This is a genomic window from Bacteroides sp. FSHCM14E1 (assembly GCF_019633785.1).
Lineage (GTDB): Bacteria > Bacteroidota > Bacteroidia > Bacteroidales > Bacteroidaceae > Bacteroides > Bacteroides hominis.
Genome location: NZ_JADKYL010000001.1, coordinates 80,532 through 100,963 on the forward strand (window position 1 = coordinate 80,532; position 20,432 = coordinate 100,963).

A 20,432-nucleotide genomic window follows, 5' to 3' on the forward strand; every position below is an offset into this window, starting at 1 on the left:
GATGTTGCTTGATTAAAGACGGACGCTGACAGATGTCCCCAGGGTGATGGGTTTTCCTTTTTGCGCATAGGCTTTGCTTGTCACGAAGTAGTAGCTCAGATAGTCGGTATTGGTGAGGTTTTTGCTCCAGACTTCCCACGTAAAGTTTCCTTTACTCGCACCAATTTTCAGATTGACCAGTGCATATAGGTTTTGTTTGGCTTGGTTGTCTTCGTACCAATAGATTGGGCCTGTTGCCGATACGCCACCATTGAGTGTAAGGCGGTCGATCCAGGAGCAGATGTTGTAGAATGTATATCCGGCTGTTAAAGAGAAGGTGTGACAGGGGACCATAGGCAGGTAATTACCCCCATAATCTTTTAGGGTGCCACGTTCTTCTTTCTTATAGTGAACAAATCGGGCATCTGTATATCCATAATTCATATGTACGACCAATGAATTTACCGGACGAGCCTGCAAACTTATTTCGACGCCTTTATTGCGAGAGCGACCGGCGTTTCGGATTATATTACCTACAGCCGGAATAGTATTGGTTATCTGCTGGTTGCGCCAATCTATATAGAACAATCCTAAGTCGGTTGTCAGTCGACCATTCAGGAAAGATAGCTTGGCGCCTATTTCGTAGTTCCAGTTATATTCGGGTGAATAGATATACTCGTCATCGTTGAGGAAAGAAACATTAAATCCTCCGGTTTTATATCCTCTGGATACGGAAGCGTAAAGCAATTGATTGTGGGATGAGAGATATTGCAAGCTGAACTTGGGAGTAAACTGGCTGAAGTGAAGGGATCTGTCGAATTGTCCGAGAGATTTTGTTTCTCCCTTACCATCCAACGGCTGTTGCACTTTGGAAAAATCGCATCGGGCCTGTTCATAATCGTAACGTAAACCCACAGAGCAGGACAAACCTTGGAACAGATCGAGTGTGGATTGATGATAAAAAGCAATCCCTTGAGTGGGGATCTCACTATTAGTAAGATGCCGGGTGGTATCTGTAAAACGACTGAGGTCAACTTTCCTATCTACCGTTTGCCGGAAAGCAAAAAGCCCCGTTATCCAGTGATAACGACTGTTATTGACAGATTTTGCTGTAAACTCCTGGCAATACATATGCTGTCGTATCCGGTTTTGCCCGTAGAATATATTGCGAGGCGAGAAATCTTGATCAATCCCCATTTTATCTTGTATATACTGATAGGAGGTTTGGCTGTTGAAACTAATGCGGGAACCATCGTAGCGTACATTAACCCCGGAAGTCAACAGATTTCGTCGATACAGTCCTTCATCATTGTAGTTTACGGCTTCTGTTGTTCCGTTATCGGCATTGTACAATCCGTATGGATATCCTCCCTGATTCGAATACTCGTAGGAAGTTATGAAACGGGTGGTCCAATGGGCTGCAGGTTTCCATATCAGTCCGATTCGTCCTGCTCCATTATCAAGCTTGTCCGCTTTCTTATGGGTATACAGGTTTGTAAAAAAGCCATCATTGTGGTGGTAATTGCCGCTAATGGATAAGCCCAGTTGTTCGTTTACCTTTGTATGGTTTGAAGCCATCAATCGAATATCATTGTAACTGCCATATCCTAAGCGAAAACGTGTACCTTGATAATCAAGGGGTGAATGGGTGTATATATTGATAATTCCACCGATGGAGTTACGTCCGTAGAGAGTGCCTTGTGGGCCGCGAAGCACCTCTATACTACTTATGTCCGACAAGTCAACATCGAAAGCTGAGGTTTCAAAATGGGGAATTCCATCGACATAAAACCCCACCGATGGAGCATCTTTTTTTGCTCCTATGCCTCGGATATAAACCGGAGAGTTTTGTTTAGATCCATAATCGGGCATATAGAAATTAGGCAGTAAGGAGCTTAAGTCTTTAGCTCCCGATATTTCATTTTCTTTAAGGAAGCGATTATCTAAGGTAGAAATAGAAAGTGGTTCACGATTGGGATTGTTCTGTTTAAAACCTACTATCGTTACTTCATCCAGATTGATAGGCTTAACCAATACCGTATCGGGTTCATTAGCTGAAACCATTGTGGAAAAGGGTAGGAGGAAAAATAGTTTTCTTATCATATTTTTAGAATTTGCGGCAAAGGTAGACCATGTTTCCAGAGCGGGCAATCCTCATTTCTTAGGATTTTATCTACCAGTTTCAGTTTGCCTTGCATTAATCGTTTTTATCTTTTATTCTGACATTATTGGTCGTGTGCCTTTTTCGTGTTTTCTTCTGGTATATAACAAACCACCCAATTCTATCAGAATAGTATAAATAGGGGGTATTGCTTCATTTGACTGATTTCTGTTAGCGACGACAGCTCCTTTATATTTTCCCTAAAAGGGCTTTATGATATAACTTCCGGGGATGGAAATCATATGTTGTTTTCGTCGGTTTATAGGAAGTAATAGTTTGCTTATAGATTGTATTTATTTGTTGTATAGAGGTTTATGTTACTTCTGTTTTCCTCAGGATGCATTGCGGCTATTTAATAGTTAGCCAATTATAGTGCCGGTATTCTGAAATTGTCTGATACATATAAATAGTGTTCTTTTTTATATAAATATAAGAGTTTATAAGATATTACTTTTGCATCAGAAAGTACGTACTTATTAAACGCGGTTCTGATAATATGACTTTTTATCCCCATATCTGTATTGTCAACTGTCGTTTATATAATTATTTTATACATTTTATTGATAAACAAAATGAACAATGCTAAATTATTACATTTAATGGTTTATATCTTAACCATTATTTTAGGGTGGGCTTGCACAGAAGTGGATATTACGATGCCCAAAGGTCCTAAAGGTGATAGAGGAATGTCGGCTTACGAATTCTGGAAAGAGAATGTAGAGAATGGAGTGATATCCTGGCCTAAACAAGAGACTGAGATAACTGATTTTTTTAAGTACTTAAAAGGTAAAGACGGTCTGGATGGAAAAAATGCTTTTGAACTTTGGAGAGAGGATGTAGCTACAGGTACTTTAGATAATCCTCACCGTCCGGGAAGTAAATGGCCCGTATCTCAAAATAATCTTAGAGATTTTTGGTATTATCTGACAGGAGCGAGTGGTGAGAATGGCCAGACACCTCATATCGGAGATAATATGAATTGGTGGATTGGTAATAAGGACACTGGAATACGCGCACAGGGCAGGGACGGACGAAATGGTGAAGATGCTGTTCCACCGATTGTTACGATTGGGGATAATGGTAACTGGCTGATTGATGGGGTAGATACAGGAAGACCCTCCAGAGGTGAAGAGGGAGTTGCGGGAACAACACCTACTATTACAATTGGAGAAAATGGAAACTGGGTAATCAATGGGAAAGATACCGGAAAGGCTGCGATAGGTAAAGATGGAAGATCGCCAGAGGTAATGATCGGTACTAATGGAAACTGGTATATTAATGGGAAAGATACCGGTATTCGTGCATATGGTAAAGATGGTGTTGATGGCAAAGACGGTACTAATGGAAAGGACGGTACTAATGGAAAAGATGGTGCTGATGGAAAAGATGGTACTAATGGAAAAGATGGTGCCGATGGAAAGGATGGTAGCAATGGAAAGGATGGTGCTAACGGAAAGAGCGCTTATGAATTGTGGGTAGAGAGTGTTGAGGCCGGTTGTAATAATACTGGGCCTAAAGTGAAAGATCCCCATAATCCGTCTTTGGATTGGGATTGTGGTAAAACCTCTTTGAGTGATTTTTGGGAGTTTTTGAGAGGTGCGGATGGCAAAGATGGTGCGGACGGTAAGGATGGAAAACCCGGTATTCCAGGCAAACCGGGTGCTGAAGTTACTATTATTAAAGGAGTACCTAACGTAATTGCGCTTTATTCGCAGCAAGAATTTGGCGAGTATGTCCGTACAACCGATGGAGGAGTAGCTTATCGTGTGTATGATGAATCTGGTAATAAGGCCCCAAAGGCTGTAGTTAAGGGAATCCCCGGCTTGGATCCGACTAAAACCTACACAGCCAATGAGGAGGGGGAGTTTATTATTCCGAAAGAAGATCTTCCTCAGATTGATGATGTGGATGCTCGATGGGGAAAAGTTAAGGAGGTAACTATTAATAATGTGACAAAGGAATCTGCAGAAAACACTTATGTCCCTAACAGAATGCAGATTAGAATGATTTATATTGCCACCTCTCCATATCTTGATTTTGAACATAACCTGCAGTTTAGAGTAGAAAGAAAGACAGATCCTGGTGCGGAATGGAAAACTCTTCCCAGCTATTTACCTAATGTAAATGCCGGGTTTACGGCATACCAGGTTACAAATCCGGAAGATCCGACATCTCTTGATAAAACGAAAAAAATAGAAAGTTCTACACCTAATATGAGCAGTACATCAATGTCTATTAATCCTAATAGATATGTTAAAGAGAACCTTGCTGATATAAAAAATGGAATAGCTGACTTTTGGGATGGAAAAGATAACTATTTCTCAATAGTAAAAGATACCCCTTATTATGGAGAAAAGATTTATTGGAATGGAGTATGTAAAATGGCACCTTACCAGATACCTCCTACACTTAAAACATTAGTTTTGACTAAGGCATCTGCTGAAAGTGGAGATGATGTATTCTTAAATCGAGCTCAGGGGGAGTTTGACTTTTCGACTATTGATTTCAATATCATATCTAAGAGTAAATTGGTAAAAACAGTGAAACCGAACGGCATAGATTACATTGAACCTGAATATTATACCCCGGAAGAAGCGAAGGGACTTCTACTTTGTTATGTTAAGTTTACATATACCTCTCCGTTGGGAGTGCAAACAGCTACAAGCGAGCATAATAAGTCAAGTTATAATAAACCTGAATATGCTGCCCTTAGTCCGTATCTGGGAGCTACAATCTATTCAGTGGGGGCGAATAGTGCTTTTGTCTACTCTAACTCTGTATCTTTAGGAATTCTCAAGAAGAAAGTAGATGATGGTACATATTATGTTGAAAATACATATAAAAATATGCCTGCAATTAGTGTAACTTATAAAGATAAATAAAATATAAGCAAGATGAATTTCAGTGTAATAATAAATAGACTTTTTATAGGAGCATTGGCTTTTACTGTCTTTCCCTTCTATACTTATGCTCAAAACGATAAAGTGGAGAGACCGGAATATAGAACCAAAGCTTGGGAGGTGGGGGCTGGTGGGGCTCTTATCAACTGGGATAGAGTGACCTTCTCCGATTTCCGCCAAATAGATGGTGACTATTTGTATCGGATGAATATCGATCATCTTTTTGGTGGTATCCAACTATATGCTGCTCGTGAACTGAACCCCTGGTTTTACATTGATTTGCAGGGAACATTGGGCTTAGCAAGAAATCAAGTTGAAACAGGCGGGCGTAAATACGATTTCATGTATATGGCCGGTCCGGGACTTCAATTTCGATTTACTCCATTGTTTAAATCAAAATATGTAGAACCTTATTTACGTATAGGTGTTAACTACCTTCATCATGATTTTCATGCAATTAATGCGGGTAAGTTTGGGAATGATCCTATAGGAGAAGCAGAATGGACGTCATCAAATCCTTGGAATAGAGAGACAATAGGATCTAAACAATCCTATTTCCCCTTATCCTTTGGAGCCGGGGTACAAGCTTGGTTTAACGATCATTGGGGAATAGGATTACAGGGAGAATACATAATGCCTGTCGATAAAAATCAAACGCGCTTTGTTCAGGCTTCGATGCGTGTTATGTTCCGTTGGGGTGGAAGTACAAAACGTCCCATACCGGTTGTACAGTACATAGATCGTCCGGTTGATAGGATTGTAGAACGGATTGTTGAAAAGAGAGTTGAAGTACCGACTGTGGTAGAAAGTCATATCTGCGATCTGTTCGATAACATTCATTTTGCGTTTGATAAGGATGTGGTTACTTCCGAGTCTGAACTCACTTTGGATAAAATTGCAGATCTGTTGAAAAGCTATCCGGATAACAATTTCTTGATAACCGGATATACAGACGCAAGAGGAAGTGATAATTATAATATGGATTTGTCAAAACGTCGTGCAAAAGCTGTGTATCGTGCGTTGTTGAAACGACAAGTGCCTCAGCATATGTTGAAATGGCGGGGAGTCGGGTATCATGCCAGTTCGGTGCCGGCTTCAGGTCCGGATAAAGTCAGAATGGGTGATAGAAAAGTGTCTATTGAGAGAGTGACGAATTCAGATTACTGGGGTTGGTTAACAAATGAAGAATAATGAGCTATATTAATTTTTCATAAAACATAAAGGCGGCAAGAACAATTTTGTTTTTGTTGCCTTTTTTGTTCCGTTGTTTTGATGTAGAATGAAAAGATTCGAAGAAATAATAGAATGTTAAAGAATTAATCATCATCTGGCTTAAGAGTAGGTAACTCTTTAAACTTCATAAAAAGAAATGCTTAAAAAGATTATCTTATGAATAAATGTAGAGATAGTTGGCGGATTTGTATAAAATTTTATTCTGTGATAAATAACCGCTAATAGTTTAATTTTGTATGTTTAATAAAATAATATTATGAAATTACTTTATTTTAAAGAACATCTGTCATGCATGAACTATCAAGTAGATGTTAATACAGGTTTTGTTTGTTATAATTTAGAAAAAGATAATGTAAGTCAAATAGATAATAGTGCTTCTCCTTGTATTTTTTTCCTCCTTGATGGAGAGGTGTCTATCGATAGTGGTGAATATCAGAATGTACATGTTGAGAAAGATGAAATGCTTCTTATCCCACAGCATGTGGATAATAAAATCGAAGTCATATATGATGCAAAATGTCTCTTGTTGTTTTGGAATAAAGACATTAGAGTGTGTGATAAAGTTTATATAAATTCTCTCTCTTCTTATGAGAAAAAGAAAGAAGAGATGTGTGTACTTCCCATAAGAGCTCCTTTACTGGCTGTTTTGGATTCCATCGTTGCATATTTATATGCCAAAATGCAATGTAAACATATGCATCTTATCAAACAGCAAGAGGTCTTGTTGGTTTTGAGAGGGTATTATACGAAGAAAGAATTATTTACTTTTTTTTCTTCTATCTTAGGTCATGCAGGACATTTTGAAGATTTTGTAATGGATAATTATAGGAAAGTAAAGAGTGTGAAGGAATTTGCAGGTTTGTACTGTACTTCTGAGCGCTCTTTTAATCGTAAGTTCCGGGATTGTTTTAAAGAAAGTCCTTACCAATGGATGCAAAAAAAGAAAGCGGAGTTGATCAGAGAAAAAATAAGTGAGTCTGATACTCCTTTTCAAGAGATCGCAATGGATTTTGATTTCAATTCACAAGCTCATTTCACTTCTTACTGTAAGAGATTATTTGGAATGACTCCCAGTAAATTGAGAACAGAAAGTAAACGGATCGATGCTTCCGATTTGGGTTACTGATATATATACCGGAAAATCATATAAAGGCTGGATTAGATGCTTATTCTATTCCGGTCTTTTTATTTTAGTGATATTTTGTAATACAGTTAGTTGGGGGGGAAACTCTTTCTTTGCTTGGGTTTCTTGATGGCTTCGGTTTCAATTTCCTGTTTCATTTAAATACTTTTGATCACTTTAAGTCTTTGGTCTTTTTTATTGCTTTGCTCCATTCGGACATATTAATTCTGAAGTCGAAAAGTGTCACTGGAAAATAAGAATGCAGTTAAGAACTATACTGTGAGAAATGATACAAAACTTGTTCTCATGACATACTCCTGACATCCTGTTTGAGAGATGACTGATAAAAGCCGGCTTTAACTGCAGGTTTAATTTGCCGGGATCCGGTGGAACACATAAATATTACTTAATGGACTGTTATCTTACTCCTTTGGTAACTTTATAAGTTTAATGCCATATCATGCTCATACTCTGTGTGTAAGCAATCTGTTTTATGTAATGTTAGGAAAAATTTCGATTTGGTGCAAATACCTAAATATAGTGATTGTGGGTTAAATTTAGTGTCTTTATCTTTGCCGCCGTAATTAAACAAACAACTAAACTATATTAAGGAATACAGTTTCTATACCCTAACAAACATTAGAGTTTTGCTTTCCTTTTTTTCCTATCCATGCAGGCACTACAGCTTTTCTAAAAGAGTCGATATGGGTGTTAAGTAAGCAGGTTATACCGCTATTCGTAGCTTGATTTCTGCAAAGCGCATCTCTTGTGGAGGTAAATCTAATAGAAGCCCCCTGACAATGTTACAATTTTATTAATATGACAAATAGAAAACCTTTATTTATCATCCTCTTTTCTTTGGGATATTCAGCTATATACTCACAGGAACAGCAGGTGAAGAGTGACTCCATCTACCAGTTACAAGAGGTAGTAGTATCATCCCAACAAATACTTGGAAGCAAGTTTAAAGCAAGAAACCGTACAGGCTCGGCATATTATATCTCGCCCGAGGAAATTCGCAAGCTTGGATATACGGATATCAACCGCATGCTGAAAGCCGTTCCGGGAGTTAATATGTATGAAGAAGACGGTTTCGGGCTTCGTCCGAACATTAGTTTGAGAGGAACGAAGGCCGAGCGAAGTGAGCGTATCTCTATTATGGAGGACGGTGTACTGGCGGCACCGGCTCCTTATTCTGCTCCGGCGGCTTATTATTTTCCAAATGTTGCCCGAATGGAAGCTATTGAGGTACTGAAAGGGAGTAGTCAGGTACAATACGGCCCGTTCACTACGGGAGGAGCCATTAATCTGGTATCGACTCCTATTCCGAACAACTTTTCCGGCAAAGCAAACATTTCTTACGGAAGTAAGAATACGTTTAAATCTCATGCAGCTATCGGAAGTAACTGGAAACATTTTGGATATATGGTGGAATATCTGCGTTATCAATCGGATGGTTTCAAGAGATACGAAGATTATGCAGCCGAAGGATTTAAAAGAAATGACATTATAGCCAAAATGGTGGTAAAAACGGATAAAGTAAGGGGAGTGAATCATGCTTTGGAACTGAAATTCGGATATGCAGGCGAAAATTCGGATGAAACGTATGTGGGGCTTTCCGCAGATGATTTTAAGAAAACCCCTTTTCTCCGGTATGCAGGTTCGCAAATGGATAAACTTAAAACTGATCATCAGCAGTGGGTTGCTACTTATCTTCTGACTTTTTCCAACAAATTGAAAGTAACTACCAACGCATACTATAACTATTTTCACCGGAATTGGTACAAACTAAATGATGTGCGTGCAGGAATCACCTCGAAAGAGAAAATATCCGTCGCCGATGTACTTATAGACCCGGAAACTAATATCCGCTATTTTGATATTCTAACAGGAAAAACAGACCGGGAGGGTGAGGCCTTATTGGTAAGAGCCAATAACAGAACTTATCGTTCCAGAGGTATACAAACCAGAGCTGAATACCGTTTCAACGTGAAAGAGTTCTTCTTCGACCTGGAGTTCGGGCTTCGTTATCATGCCGATGAGGAAGATCGTTTTCAATGGGATGACTCTTACTCAATGAAAAATAAGAAGATGGTACTATTCATGGAAGGTATTCACGGTACAAATGCCAACCGTGTTACTTCTGCCAACGCTTTAGCCAGTTACCTGCTTGCCAAATTAAGATATAACGTGTGGACTATTACTGCCGGGTTACGATACGAGGACATAGACTTATTGAAAAAAGACTATACGAAAGAAGATTTGGCGCGTTCGGGTAAAGTACGTATTGAGACCCCGAACCATGCACGTGTACTGATTCCGGGAATAGGCGTACACTATCAATTGCTTCCGGCCGCTTCTGTTTTCTTCGGGGTCCACAAAGGGTTTGCTCCTCCAAGCGCGGAATTATATCAAAAGCCTGAAAGCAGTGTGAATATGGAATTGGGCACACGTGTTTCTATCGGGAAATTCAAAGCAGAGCTAATAGGCTTCTACAACAATTACAGTAATATGCTGGGAAGCGATCTGGCCGCTTCGGGCGGATCCGGAACGCTTGAGCAGTTCAACGTGGGAGAGGCCCGAGTAAAAGGTGCGGAGTTTCTGGTGCAATATCAGCCTCTGCCTCATACTTGTAGCCTAAGATTGCCTTTGCAGTTATCATATACTTATACGGATACGGAAATGAGGAACTCGTTCGAAAGCCACTCATGGGGTAATGTAGTTAGAGGTGATGAAATACCTTATATTTTCAAACACGCTCTGAACATGCAATTGGGGATAGAATATAAATGGTTCTACGCAAATATAGGTGCACGCTATAACAGTGACATGCGCACCTCACCCGGGCAGGGAACAATTGCGGAGAGAGAGAAAGTTCCGGCGAACCTTATACTCGACGCTTCGGTCAATGTACTTGTAAATAAATATCTGACGCTCAGGTTAAACGCGATCAACCTGACCAATAGGGTTTACCTTACATCCCGCCATCCTGCGGGTCTGAGAGCAGGACATCCTTTTGGAATCTATGCAGGAGCTAATGTACAGTTCTGATATTAAAATTCAATTGTGATAAACAACAAAAAGAATAAATAACAATGAATGCAACATCGATTATAAAAATTGTAATTAGTAGTTTGCTGCTGGCAATCTTTTCTCAGATTTGTCTGGCACAGGAGCCGGCAGAGATAAAAGGTACAGTACGTTCTACAACTGGAGAATTTCTGCCGGGAGCTACGGTGGTAGTGGAAGGAACAGCACGAGGGGTTATTACAAACGTGGAAGGGAAGTTCTCCCTTAAAGCTCGGAAAGGGCAGATGCTGAAAGTGAGTTTCGTGGGAATGAAAACCCGGGTAGTCAAAATCACGTCCGGTATAATGAATATAATACTTCAAGACGATGTACAAGAGATAGAGGGAGTGGTGGTCACCGGCTATCAACAGATTAAAAACAGGGTTTTTACAGGGGCGGCAGCTTCGGTAAAACTGGATGAAATCAAGCTAAACGGTATATCGGATGTATCGCGCATGCTCGAAGGACGTATCGCGGGACTTTCCATACAGAATGTAACAGGAAGTTTCGGTGCGGCACCCCGGATCAATATACGGGGCGGTGCTTCCATAATGGGGAATGTACAGCCTCTATGGGTTATAGACGGAGCAGTATACGAAGATCTTGTCTCGCTTACACTTGACCAGCTGGCTTCGGGTGATGCTGTAACCCTCATCAGTTCGGCTGTTGCCGGGCTGAATGCATCTGATATTGAAGATATACAGGTATTGAAAGATGCTTCGGCAACTTCGATCTATGGTGCCAGAGCATTGAATGGAGTGATCGTAATCACCACTCGATCCGGTCAAAGGAATTCGCCGAACAGATTTTCTTATACATACGAACTAAGTATGCGCTCTATTCCTTCCTATACGAATTTCGATCTGCTCAATTCTCAGGAGAGTATGTCTATTTATCAGGAGATGGACAGAAAGGGATATTTCTCTTTGCAAAATACACTATATGGGCGTCGCAGTGGAGTGTATTATCAAATGTATAAAGCACTCAATACAGTTGATCCGACTACCGGGCGATATTATCTGGAGAATACGGATGATGCTAAACGGACGTTTATGCGCGCAAGAGAGTATGCTAACACTGATTGGTTTAAAGAGCTGTTTACATATAAGCCTATCCATACACATACGGTGACTTTTTCCGGAGGAGGAGAGAATTCTGCTATGTATGCTTCTATCGGCTTTTATGATGACAGGGGATGGACACTGGCTGACAATGTTAAAAGGATTACTGCCAATATCAAGAACTCTTTCTACTGGAACGAGGACAAGATAAAGGTTACTATATCCGCACAAGGAAATCTGCGTAACCAAAACTCGCCGGGAACGATTTCGCAACGTAAAAATACTGTTATCGGAACATTCGAACGTGATTTCGATATTAATCCTTTTAGTTATGCTTTAAGTACGAGCCGCACTTTACGTCCTCATAATGCGGATGGCGAACGAGAGTACTATCGGAACAACTGGGCTCCGTTCAACATCCTGAATGAATTTGAAAACAATTACCTTAAAACCGAAGTGTTGGATCTCAAATTGCAGGGCGAACTCTCATACAGGCTTAATAACAACATTGAAGTAAAAGGATTGGCTACGATACGTCATGCGGTTACCAAAAGTTCGCATTTTATAACTGAAGGATCTAATGTGATACAGGCTTTTCGTGCCAACGAGACTCCCTATGTAGCCCGGGAAAACATTTATCTGTTGAAGAATAAAGATGAGCCGATGCAACTGCCCCGGGTGGCATTGACACATGGAGGTATATTCAATAAAACGGAAACTTCTTTGCGAAGTTATTTGGGACGTCTGGCTTTGGATTATAATAAGCAACTGGGCGAGCATAATATACGCGCTTTCGGATTTACTGAAATACGATATGCCGATCGCAGCATCAACCCCTTTCAAGGTTATGGGATACAGTATGATAGAGGGAATCAGGTTTTTTCCAACCCCTTGGTTTTTGAAAAGTTGACCAATGAAGGAGATACCTATTTTTCTCTGACCGAACGTTATGAAAGGGGAGTGACGCTATCGGGCAGCGCTACTTACGGTTATGCCGGAAAATACATTTTCAATGGGGTATTCAATTATGAAGGATCCAACACTGCGGGTAAATATAGTCGTTCTCGCTGGTTGCCGACTTGGAATATCGGAGCCAAATGGAATCTGGATCAGGAGGAGTATATGAAAAAATACTCTACCATTTCAAGACTCGCCCTGCGTGCAAGTTATGGACTAACTGCCAAAATGAATGAACAAGCTATTAACTCTACTGCGGTTTTCAACCATCTTATAGTCAACCGTACTCTTCTGAAAGACAGGGAGAATGCGTTGCGTATTTTACATTTGGAAAATCGTGATCTGACGTGGGAAAAAATGTATGAGTTGAACTTCGGTCTTGAACTTGGACTGTTCAACAATCGCATTAGTGCAACATTTGATGTGTACCAACGCAATTCGTTCGATCTGATAGATCTTATCCGTACTTCCGGTGTGGGAGGACAGTATTACAAATATGCTAATTTCGGGGATATGCGTACGCGCGGAGTGGAGTTGGCGGTACAGACCCAAAATATATTGAGTGAGAAATTCAGTTGGTCTACCACATTTACTATCAGCGGAATGAAACAGAAGATTACCCGGTTGCTGAATACCCCTAACACCTTCGATATGGTGGCCGGAACCGGACGTGGCAACATTGTCGGTTTTCCACGTGGATCTCTGTTTTCTTTCAATTTTCAGGGGCTTAACAGTGATGGTCTGCCTACTTTCGATTTCGGACTTTATCCTTCCAACAAGGGAGTGAACAGTGAAATATCAGGAGCAGACTTTCTGGATGCCCAGCATTCAAAGTCGTACCTTATTTACCACGGACCTATTGAACCGAGTTATATAGGAGGTATTGCCAATACCTTTAAGTATAAAAACTGGGAATTATCGTGCTTCGTTACCATGCAAGCAGGTAATAAGATTCGGCTGAACCCGTCGTTTGATCCGGCATTTGCCGACCTTAATGTATTTTCTAAAGAGTACTACAACCGCTGGTTGACCCCCGGTGATGAGTGGAAAACAAATATTCCCGTTATTCCTTCACAGGATCTGATACGGAATATCGGAAAAGAAAATATCGAAAAAGCTTATAACACCTATAACTATTCACAAAATAGGGTGGCCGATGGCAGTTTCGTGCGTATGAAAAACATCTCGTTGGGATATCGTCTGCCTCAAAGATTCCTTTCCTTTCTCAAAATCAAGCAGATGAATGTAAAGGTAAACGTGACGAATCCATTCCTGATCTATTCGGATAAGAAACTAAACGGGCAAGACCCTGAGTTTTATAGATCAGGGGGAGTTTCACTACCTACTCCCAAACAATATACGATGACATTGAATGTTGAATTTTAATTGGACAAAAATGAAGAAGACAATCTTTTTAAGTATCATGATCCTTCTGCTGACGGCGTGTCAGGACTATCTGGAAACAAATCCGGATTCTACCCTTGATGTACAAATAGACAGCGAGGACAAAATAGCCGAGCTCCTTACCGGAGCCTATCCCGAAGCCAGTTATTTTGCTTTCCTGGAAGCACGTACGGATAATGTGGAAGAAAGGGTAAACGGCATTCATTCGCGGTTGAACGAAGCGATGTATTATTGGGAAGACTACGATCAGGAAGATTTAGATACTCCGCTGAATTATTGGAATGCATGTTATGCCGGAATCGCTCAAGCCAATCAGGCATTAGAGTTACTCGGTAAATACCCTAAAACCGATCGGGTAAAAGCGTTGTATGGAGAAGCGTTTCTCTTGCGTGCTTATCTGCATTTCATGTTGATAAATATCTGGGCCGAGCCTTACGGAACCGCCAAATCGGCAACAGCCCCGGGCATACCTTATTTAAATCGACCTGAAAAAAATGCACTGGTAGACTATGAGCGCGGAACGGTGAAGGAGGTGTATGAAAAGATTGAAAAAGATATGAAACTGGGTCTTTCGTTGGTGGATGATGCTTATTACATCAAGCCTAAATTTCATTTCAATAAGAAAGCGGCCTATGCTTTTGCTTCGCGCTTTTATCTGATTAAGGGAGAATGGGACCGGGTGGTCTCATATTCTGATTATGTACTTGGTGTCGATCCAAAGCCTGTCTTAAGAAACTGGCAGAAGTATAAAAAGGAATTTAACTCCAATAATAAGTATCTCTATATTCGGTATGCAAGTGTTGATGAACCAGCCAATTTATTGTTAGCTACCACAGAATCAAGAGTAGCACGTAATATCCCCTCAGAAAAATATGGAGTAACAACCCAAAGTGCCGAAAAGGTGTATAATCAACACGGAATAGACGGATGTTTTAATTTCCGGAAAATGAAGATGCAGCCGTACTTTCTGTTCAACTATAATGATGGACGTATAGACGACGGACAATATATAGCAAAATTCGATGAACTGTCATTATCCGGTTATACAGGTATACGTCCCAGAGGGCTGTATGTTACCAATGTTTTATTCTCTACCGACGAAGTTATGCTCAACCGGATGGAAGCGTATGCCATGCTTGGAGAGTATGATAAAGCAATAGATGATTTGTTGGTCTACTTATCTGCCAAGTATGGAGTGTACCCTTCTTGCAACCGTTCGGCTTATACGCAGACAAGTAGCGACAATTACCAGACTTATACTCCATTCTATGGAATGAGTATCAATCAGTTGGCGCTGATAAAAATCTTTTTAGGTTTTAGAAGACAGGAATTCCTGCACGAAGGTCTGAGGTGGTTTGACATTCGCCGTTTTTATATATCGGTCAAACGTACATCGAAGTGTAAGTTTTACAGGCAACTGGAAAAAGAAGATTCCAGAAAACTTCTGCAAATTCCGGCAGAAGCCATTAACCGGGGATTGGTTCCTAATCCCCGATAAAATATTCTAAAAAATAATTAAACAATAAAACCGAGCGTATGAAAACAATAATCAAAAAAATGAAATTCAGATATTTTATCCGGGGAAGTCTGTATTTTCTCGTTACCTCTTTCCTATTGGCAGGCTGTGAGAAGGAAGCACCCTTATCTGATCGGAGTGTAGTGGAAGCGGGTGCGGTAGAGCGTGAAAAAACAGAGTTGGACAAATGGATATTGGATACATTCACCCTCCCTTACGGCATCGAAGTGGAATATCGGTGGGACAAAAATGTAGTGCAAAACGGGAGCTATATCTATCCTCCCGAAGTCGCTAATGTAAAAAGTGTGCTCAAGGCTATCAAGGCCTTATGGATTGATCTCTACACAAGCCCCGATTTGGGAGGAGAAAAGTTTTTATTGGGAAAGAATCCTCTTAAAATATATATGTACGGAGGAAGAAATGTAGATGGAAACGGGATGGAATTATTAGACAATCCCGAGGCGACAACTAATGAGATGTTTCTGTACAACATCAACGAGTTCGATCCTAAAGATGAAGATAAAGTTTTTGTCTTAATGCGAAGTGTACATCACCAGTTTGCCAGACATCTTATGGAGCTTTTCCCTTACGACAGAAACAGATTCCTATCCATAAGTAGAAATAAATATATCGAATCGACCACCCCCATTGCATGGGTCTTCAAAGGAGAGACGCATGGACGTAGAGTGTTCGTTTTGGCCAGATATGCCAATAGAAAAGGCTTTTTTACCTACCATTCTCTTCTCTCGCCCGAAAAGGACTTTGCGGAAATTATCAGTTCAAAGCTGACACATACCCCCAAAGATATACTTAAAGCCTTGACTGAAGCAAAAACTCCTTATACAGCCGGATCGGATCAGGACCTCCAAAATGCATATAATGAACAAGCTGTCCAGGCATACAAAGAGTTGACAGAAAAGCAAAAATTGGTAGAAGATTACTTCAAGAAAGAAATTAAGATTTCGCTTAATTATCTTCAACTGAGAAGTATAAAGCAATTAAAAGCATTTACTAAACAAAAATAAAAAGCATGAAAACAGGATTTCGAATACTGATTCTGATAATGGTTTTCTTTTCATGTAAGGATGAAGGAATCTTCGACTTATCTCCTTCTGAACGGAACGCGAAACATATTAGCGAACTGAGAAAGGAGCTTATAAATGCTCCTTACGGATGGTCTGTCACCTACTTTCCCCGAACAGACTCTCTGCTGTTTACGAATGTGAACGAATTGATAACTCTTCCCAAAGGGATATTCGACGAAAAGTATAAATATGGATATGGCGGACACTGCTTCCTGATGAGGTTCTCTGACAATGGAGTTGTACAGGCTGTGGCCGATTATACCGAGCAGAGTTTGCAGGAAGTTCGGCAAAGTGAGTTTGAAGTAAGCCAAAATACATTCACACAACTGAGTTTTACTACTTATAACTATCTGCACTCTTTGGTGAACGACCGGTTCACCGGTTCTTCGGATTTTCTTTATACAGGAAAAGATATTGACGGAAATCTGATATTTAAAACATCTTCATATACAGAGCCTGCACGGGAGTATATTGTATTTACAAAACTGAAGAGTGATGAAAGTTGGCAGGAGGATATTAGAAAGTCATATGACAATAAGCTGTTCTTTGAGAAGATGAAAAATCCTCAACTAAGTATCCGTAAGGCTGACCGGGTTTATTTTCGAAGCGACATGCGTATGAATGCCACTTATAGCACGGATGGAAATACGAAACAACCACTGGAAGTATATCAACGCTATCGTCTGTTTCTTGCCGTAGATTACTTTGCTCCTCGGGGATGGCTTGGGAATAAGGTGAGAGGCTTGGGATCGGGATATGTAGGTACAGCTGACGGCTTGACTTTCAGGCCCGGTATACGGTATAGTGAAACATACACTTTTTATGATTTCCGCAGAGAGGGAGAGCGGTTCGTCTGTGAACTTGTCAAAGTGTTTGACCCTTATAGTAAAACAATGCGTTGGGTAAGCAGATATCTTGCTCCCGAAGGAGAAAAGACCGGAGTAATAGCTGAAATCCGGGATGAAATTTAAATATTAAAAACCAGAATGAATATGAAACATATATGGATAATTTGCCTGCTGGTTGTATGCAGCTGCAATACAGTAAAAGAAGATTTCGCAGTGAATGAAGATTATGAAAAACTATTTCCACCTAAAGAGATAGAGAAACCTGCAAACAAGCGTGGAGAGCTGTTCGTGCAATTGTGTGATCCCAATCAGGCATTGGAAAGTTACCAATACCCCGGTACGGAAGCACCGGATGACGCTGAACAATATAAGATAACCCTGATATGTTCGTTTCAGGAAAAAAGTTGGGATGGAAACCTTACAAATGATGTCATTGCCCAGTACAAAGTGAAATATATTAATGAGAAGAAAGAGTTGGTGACAATCAGTTGTGGAAAGAAGAGTGCGGGAGTGGCACGGGAGGATACAGGCCGGTTAATCCCCAACGTAATGTATAATGGAGAGAAATTGGAAATCTCTTTTAATGTCCATTCGGGATTTTCTCTATATCTGTGTGTTACCGGGGAGGGACCCAGGTCTTCCAACATAAAAGCAAGTATCAAAGCCGTTTCTACCGACGGACTGATTGAAATTCCCGGTTTGGAAACAGAGCAATATCAAAATGAGGAAGGGATCAACCCACTGAGGTATCCTTATTGTGAATATTTGATTTTACCTTAAGAAAAAATAGCAAAAAGATGAATTACTTACTGAAATATATACTCTCTTTCTGTCTGCTGACGAGTGTTGCAGCTTGTACCGAAGGGATAAATGAAACAGTGGAAAGTGCGTACCAACTTCCGGTATTTCCTGAACCTTCATACAAATTCTCAAGAAACGGGGAGAGTTCTGTAAATGTGCTGGAATGTGAATTTCTGAAATCTCCCATTGACCGAATTTTTTCGGAATATATGAATGAAGCGCGTATGAGTACTCAAAGAGATTATGACGAAGCACGCCGTATCTATCATGAAGGGACATTCGGACTGAAACCCCAGAAAGAAGTTTCCACTTCTCCTGTACATCTGAACGATAGAGAAAAGATTCTGCGAGACATTGACAATTGGTTTGAAACTTCTGCACGCATTGCGGGTTTAGGGGCGAACATTCCCTCTTACGAACATAGGAACAGGGAAGCTGCGAAAGGTTCGACGGGATATGTAGGCAATAATATAAGCGATTCAGATATCTGTTATGTAGATGAGAAAGGGATTGCCGTGGCCGAGGTTTACAAATATGCTGTTATGGGGGCGATATATCTGGACAAAATATTGAATATACATCTGGGTGAGGAAATATTGGGAAATAACGAGATACTTGTCCGAAACGACCTGACACAACTCTTACCCGGTCATAACTATACAGAGTTAGAGCATCATTGGGATCTGGCTTATGGATATTACAGCTTCTGGAAAACATTGGCTCAGGCCGATGGCTTACCTGCCCTAAAAGACTGTCACTTACGCATCTTCCGCTCATTTGTAAAAGGACGGACCTTTATGGAGACTTCCCGATATGATGAAATGAGGCTACAGGCCGATACCATCAGACAAGAGCTTTCGCGGGTGGTTGCCGCAAGAGCTATGAATCTGCTTGTCGGCCCTAATACATTTGCCAATCTAAAAGAGAATCCCAGACGTGCATTCCGCCTGCTCTCCCAAGCTTACGGGTTGATCTATGCTGCACAATTTGCACGTAATACGCAAGGAAAGCCATTCATTACAAACGAAGAAACCGGAAACTTATTGCATGAACTGGAGAAGAACGATGGTTTATGGGATAAAGAGCGCTTATTGGGAAGAGAGCAAACCGAAGGGGCGTTATATAATTTGGCAACTCGCATTGGAAAAATATTTGGAGTTTCATTGGAAGACATTAAAAAATAAGGAGAAAAATGAGAAAGATACATAAACTGCTTTTACCGATAATTATATTCATGTCGGCAACAATCCAAGTCAAAGCTCAAAAAGAAAATATCATTCCCAATGGAGGATATGAAGAGTGGAGAGATGGGGGACAGCCCATTGGCTGGCGTATAGCAAGCGACTTTAGTCCGGAACAAGTACATGAGAGGCGTCCCGAGAGTCCGGGTACATATGCACTTAAGATATGGCTCAACGGAGGATCTATCTATTTGGCTCAACCTACACCGGTAGAAGGGGGAAAACAATATGCATTCTCTTTCTGGTACAAAACGAATATAAAAAACACTGAAATAGCAGTAACTTTATTGTGGTATGATGATGGAAGGGTAAAAAGTAGAGAGAAAATACTTTCGGTAAGAACAGTTAAAGATGAATGGAAAAAAGCGGAGGGTGTCGTAACAATTCCGAAAAATGTTTATAGTATGGGGATGGGCATAAAAACACTTCGGGTTTATCAGGAGGGCTATATGCTGTTCGACGATATGTCGATGGTGCCCAAAGGGAACGGACCGGACATATCTTCCGTTCCGAAAGCCCCCCGCAATCTGAGTATAAAAGCGTATCAGAGCGAAATGGAGATCTCTTGGAATAAAGTCATGGATGAAGAAATGCGATGGGAAGTTATGTTTGATGGCAAAACCGAAACAACCACATCCGGAAATTCATATATGAAGACAAAACTTAAACCGGGAAGTGAGCACCACGTTAAAGTAAGAGCAGTAAAGGGTAACGAGTTTTCACCATATGCCGAACGAAAAGGAGTGACGAAAGGAATGAGTAAAGCAGAAAACTCTGAAGATCGGATTCCTTACTTGCGTACTATCACTCCTGACGGGAGTTGTAAGGGGCGTTTCCTAAAGCTCTATTATAATGAACTGGCCAATCCTGATGCGAGAATCTCTTATAAATTGAACGGAATAACAGTTAACCCTAAAGATGATACTTTAGAGTTCCCGGAGTTCGGAGGGTTTTACAAACAGTTTCGACTGGAAATCTATATTGATGAGGGAGAAGGTCGTGAATGGGAGATTTTATATCCTCAACTGGGTGTAGAAAAGATTCAAGAATAAAA

General features: G+C 40.6%; 12 protein-coding genes. 11 read left to right on the forward strand and 1 reads right to left on the reverse strand.

Annotation, left to right across the window (positions count from 1 at the left end; genetic code table 11):
• Positions 1-12 precede the first annotated feature (12 nt).
• Complete coding sequence (locus ISX59_RS00360; RefSeq protein WP_032543889.1) at positions 13-2,082, reverse strand: TonB-dependent receptor; 2,070 nt, start codon at positions 2,080-2,082, stop codon at positions 13-15.
• A 630-nt stretch (positions 2,083-2,712) separates the two neighbouring features.
• Between ISX59_RS00360 and ISX59_RS00365 the strand changes: the two genes are divergently transcribed.
• From ISX59_RS00365 to ISX59_RS00415, 11 genes are all read left to right on the forward strand, one after another.
• Positions 2,713-5,022 (forward strand): hypothetical protein, encoded by a 2,310-nt coding sequence (locus tag ISX59_RS00365; RefSeq protein WP_220575524.1) that lies wholly within the window; start codon positions 2,713-2,715, stop codon positions 5,020-5,022.
• Positions 5,023-5,034: 12 nt separating this feature from the next.
• Positions 5,035-6,231 carry an OmpA family protein gene (locus tag ISX59_RS00370; RefSeq protein ID WP_188520456.1) on the forward strand — a complete coding sequence of 399 codons (1,197 nt, stop codon included), beginning with the start codon at positions 5,035-5,037 and terminating at the stop codon, positions 6,229-6,231.
• Positions 6,232-6,529: 298 nt separating this feature from the next.
• Entirely contained in the window at positions 6,530-7,399 is an 870-nt protein-coding gene (locus ISX59_RS00375; RefSeq protein WP_005776728.1) for an AraC family transcriptional regulator, read from the forward strand.
• An 816-nt stretch (positions 7,400-8,215) separates the two neighbouring features.
• Positions 8,216-10,447 carry a TonB-dependent receptor domain-containing protein gene (locus ISX59_RS00380; RefSeq protein ID WP_022012196.1) on the forward strand — a complete coding sequence of 744 codons (2,232 nt, stop codon included), beginning with the start codon at positions 8,216-8,218 and terminating at the stop codon, positions 10,445-10,447.
• Positions 10,448-10,491: 44 nt separating this feature from the next.
• Positions 10,492-13,869, forward strand: a complete 3,378-nt coding sequence (locus tag ISX59_RS00385) for a SusC/RagA family TonB-linked outer membrane protein (RefSeq protein WP_220575525.1) — start codon at positions 10,492-10,494, stop codon at positions 13,867-13,869.
• A gap of 10 nt (positions 13,870-13,879) precedes the next feature.
• Positions 13,880-15,385, forward strand: a complete 1,506-nt coding sequence (locus ISX59_RS00390) for a RagB/SusD family nutrient uptake outer membrane protein (protein ID WP_220575526.1) — start codon at positions 13,880-13,882, stop codon at positions 15,383-15,385.
• A gap of 38 nt (positions 15,386-15,423) precedes the next feature.
• Positions 15,424-16,428: a putative zinc-binding metallopeptidase gene (locus ISX59_RS00395; protein WP_220575527.1), complete on the forward strand. Its 1,005-nt coding sequence runs from the start codon at positions 15,424-15,426 to the stop codon at positions 16,426-16,428.
• A 5-nt stretch (positions 16,429-16,433) separates the two neighbouring features.
• A complete protein-coding gene (locus ISX59_RS00400) occupies positions 16,434-17,459 on the forward strand; it encodes a DUF4302 domain-containing protein (protein ID WP_220575528.1) in 1,026 nt (341 codons plus the stop codon).
• A gap of 21 nt (positions 17,460-17,480) precedes the next feature.
• Complete coding sequence (locus ISX59_RS00405) at positions 17,481-18,116, forward strand: hypothetical protein (protein WP_220575529.1); 636 nt, start codon at positions 17,481-17,483, stop codon at positions 18,114-18,116.
• Positions 18,117-18,133: 17 nt separating this feature from the next.
• On the forward strand, positions 18,134-19,321 hold the full coding sequence (locus ISX59_RS00410) for a DUF4856 domain-containing protein (protein ID WP_005776737.1): 1,188 nt from the start codon (positions 18,134-18,136) through the stop codon (positions 19,319-19,321).
• Between the two features lie 8 nt (positions 19,322-19,329).
• Positions 19,330-20,430: a fibronectin type III domain-containing protein gene (locus ISX59_RS00415; protein WP_220575530.1), complete on the forward strand. Its 1,101-nt coding sequence runs from the start codon at positions 19,330-19,332 to the stop codon at positions 20,428-20,430.
• Positions 20,431-20,432: the final 2 nt, after the last annotated feature.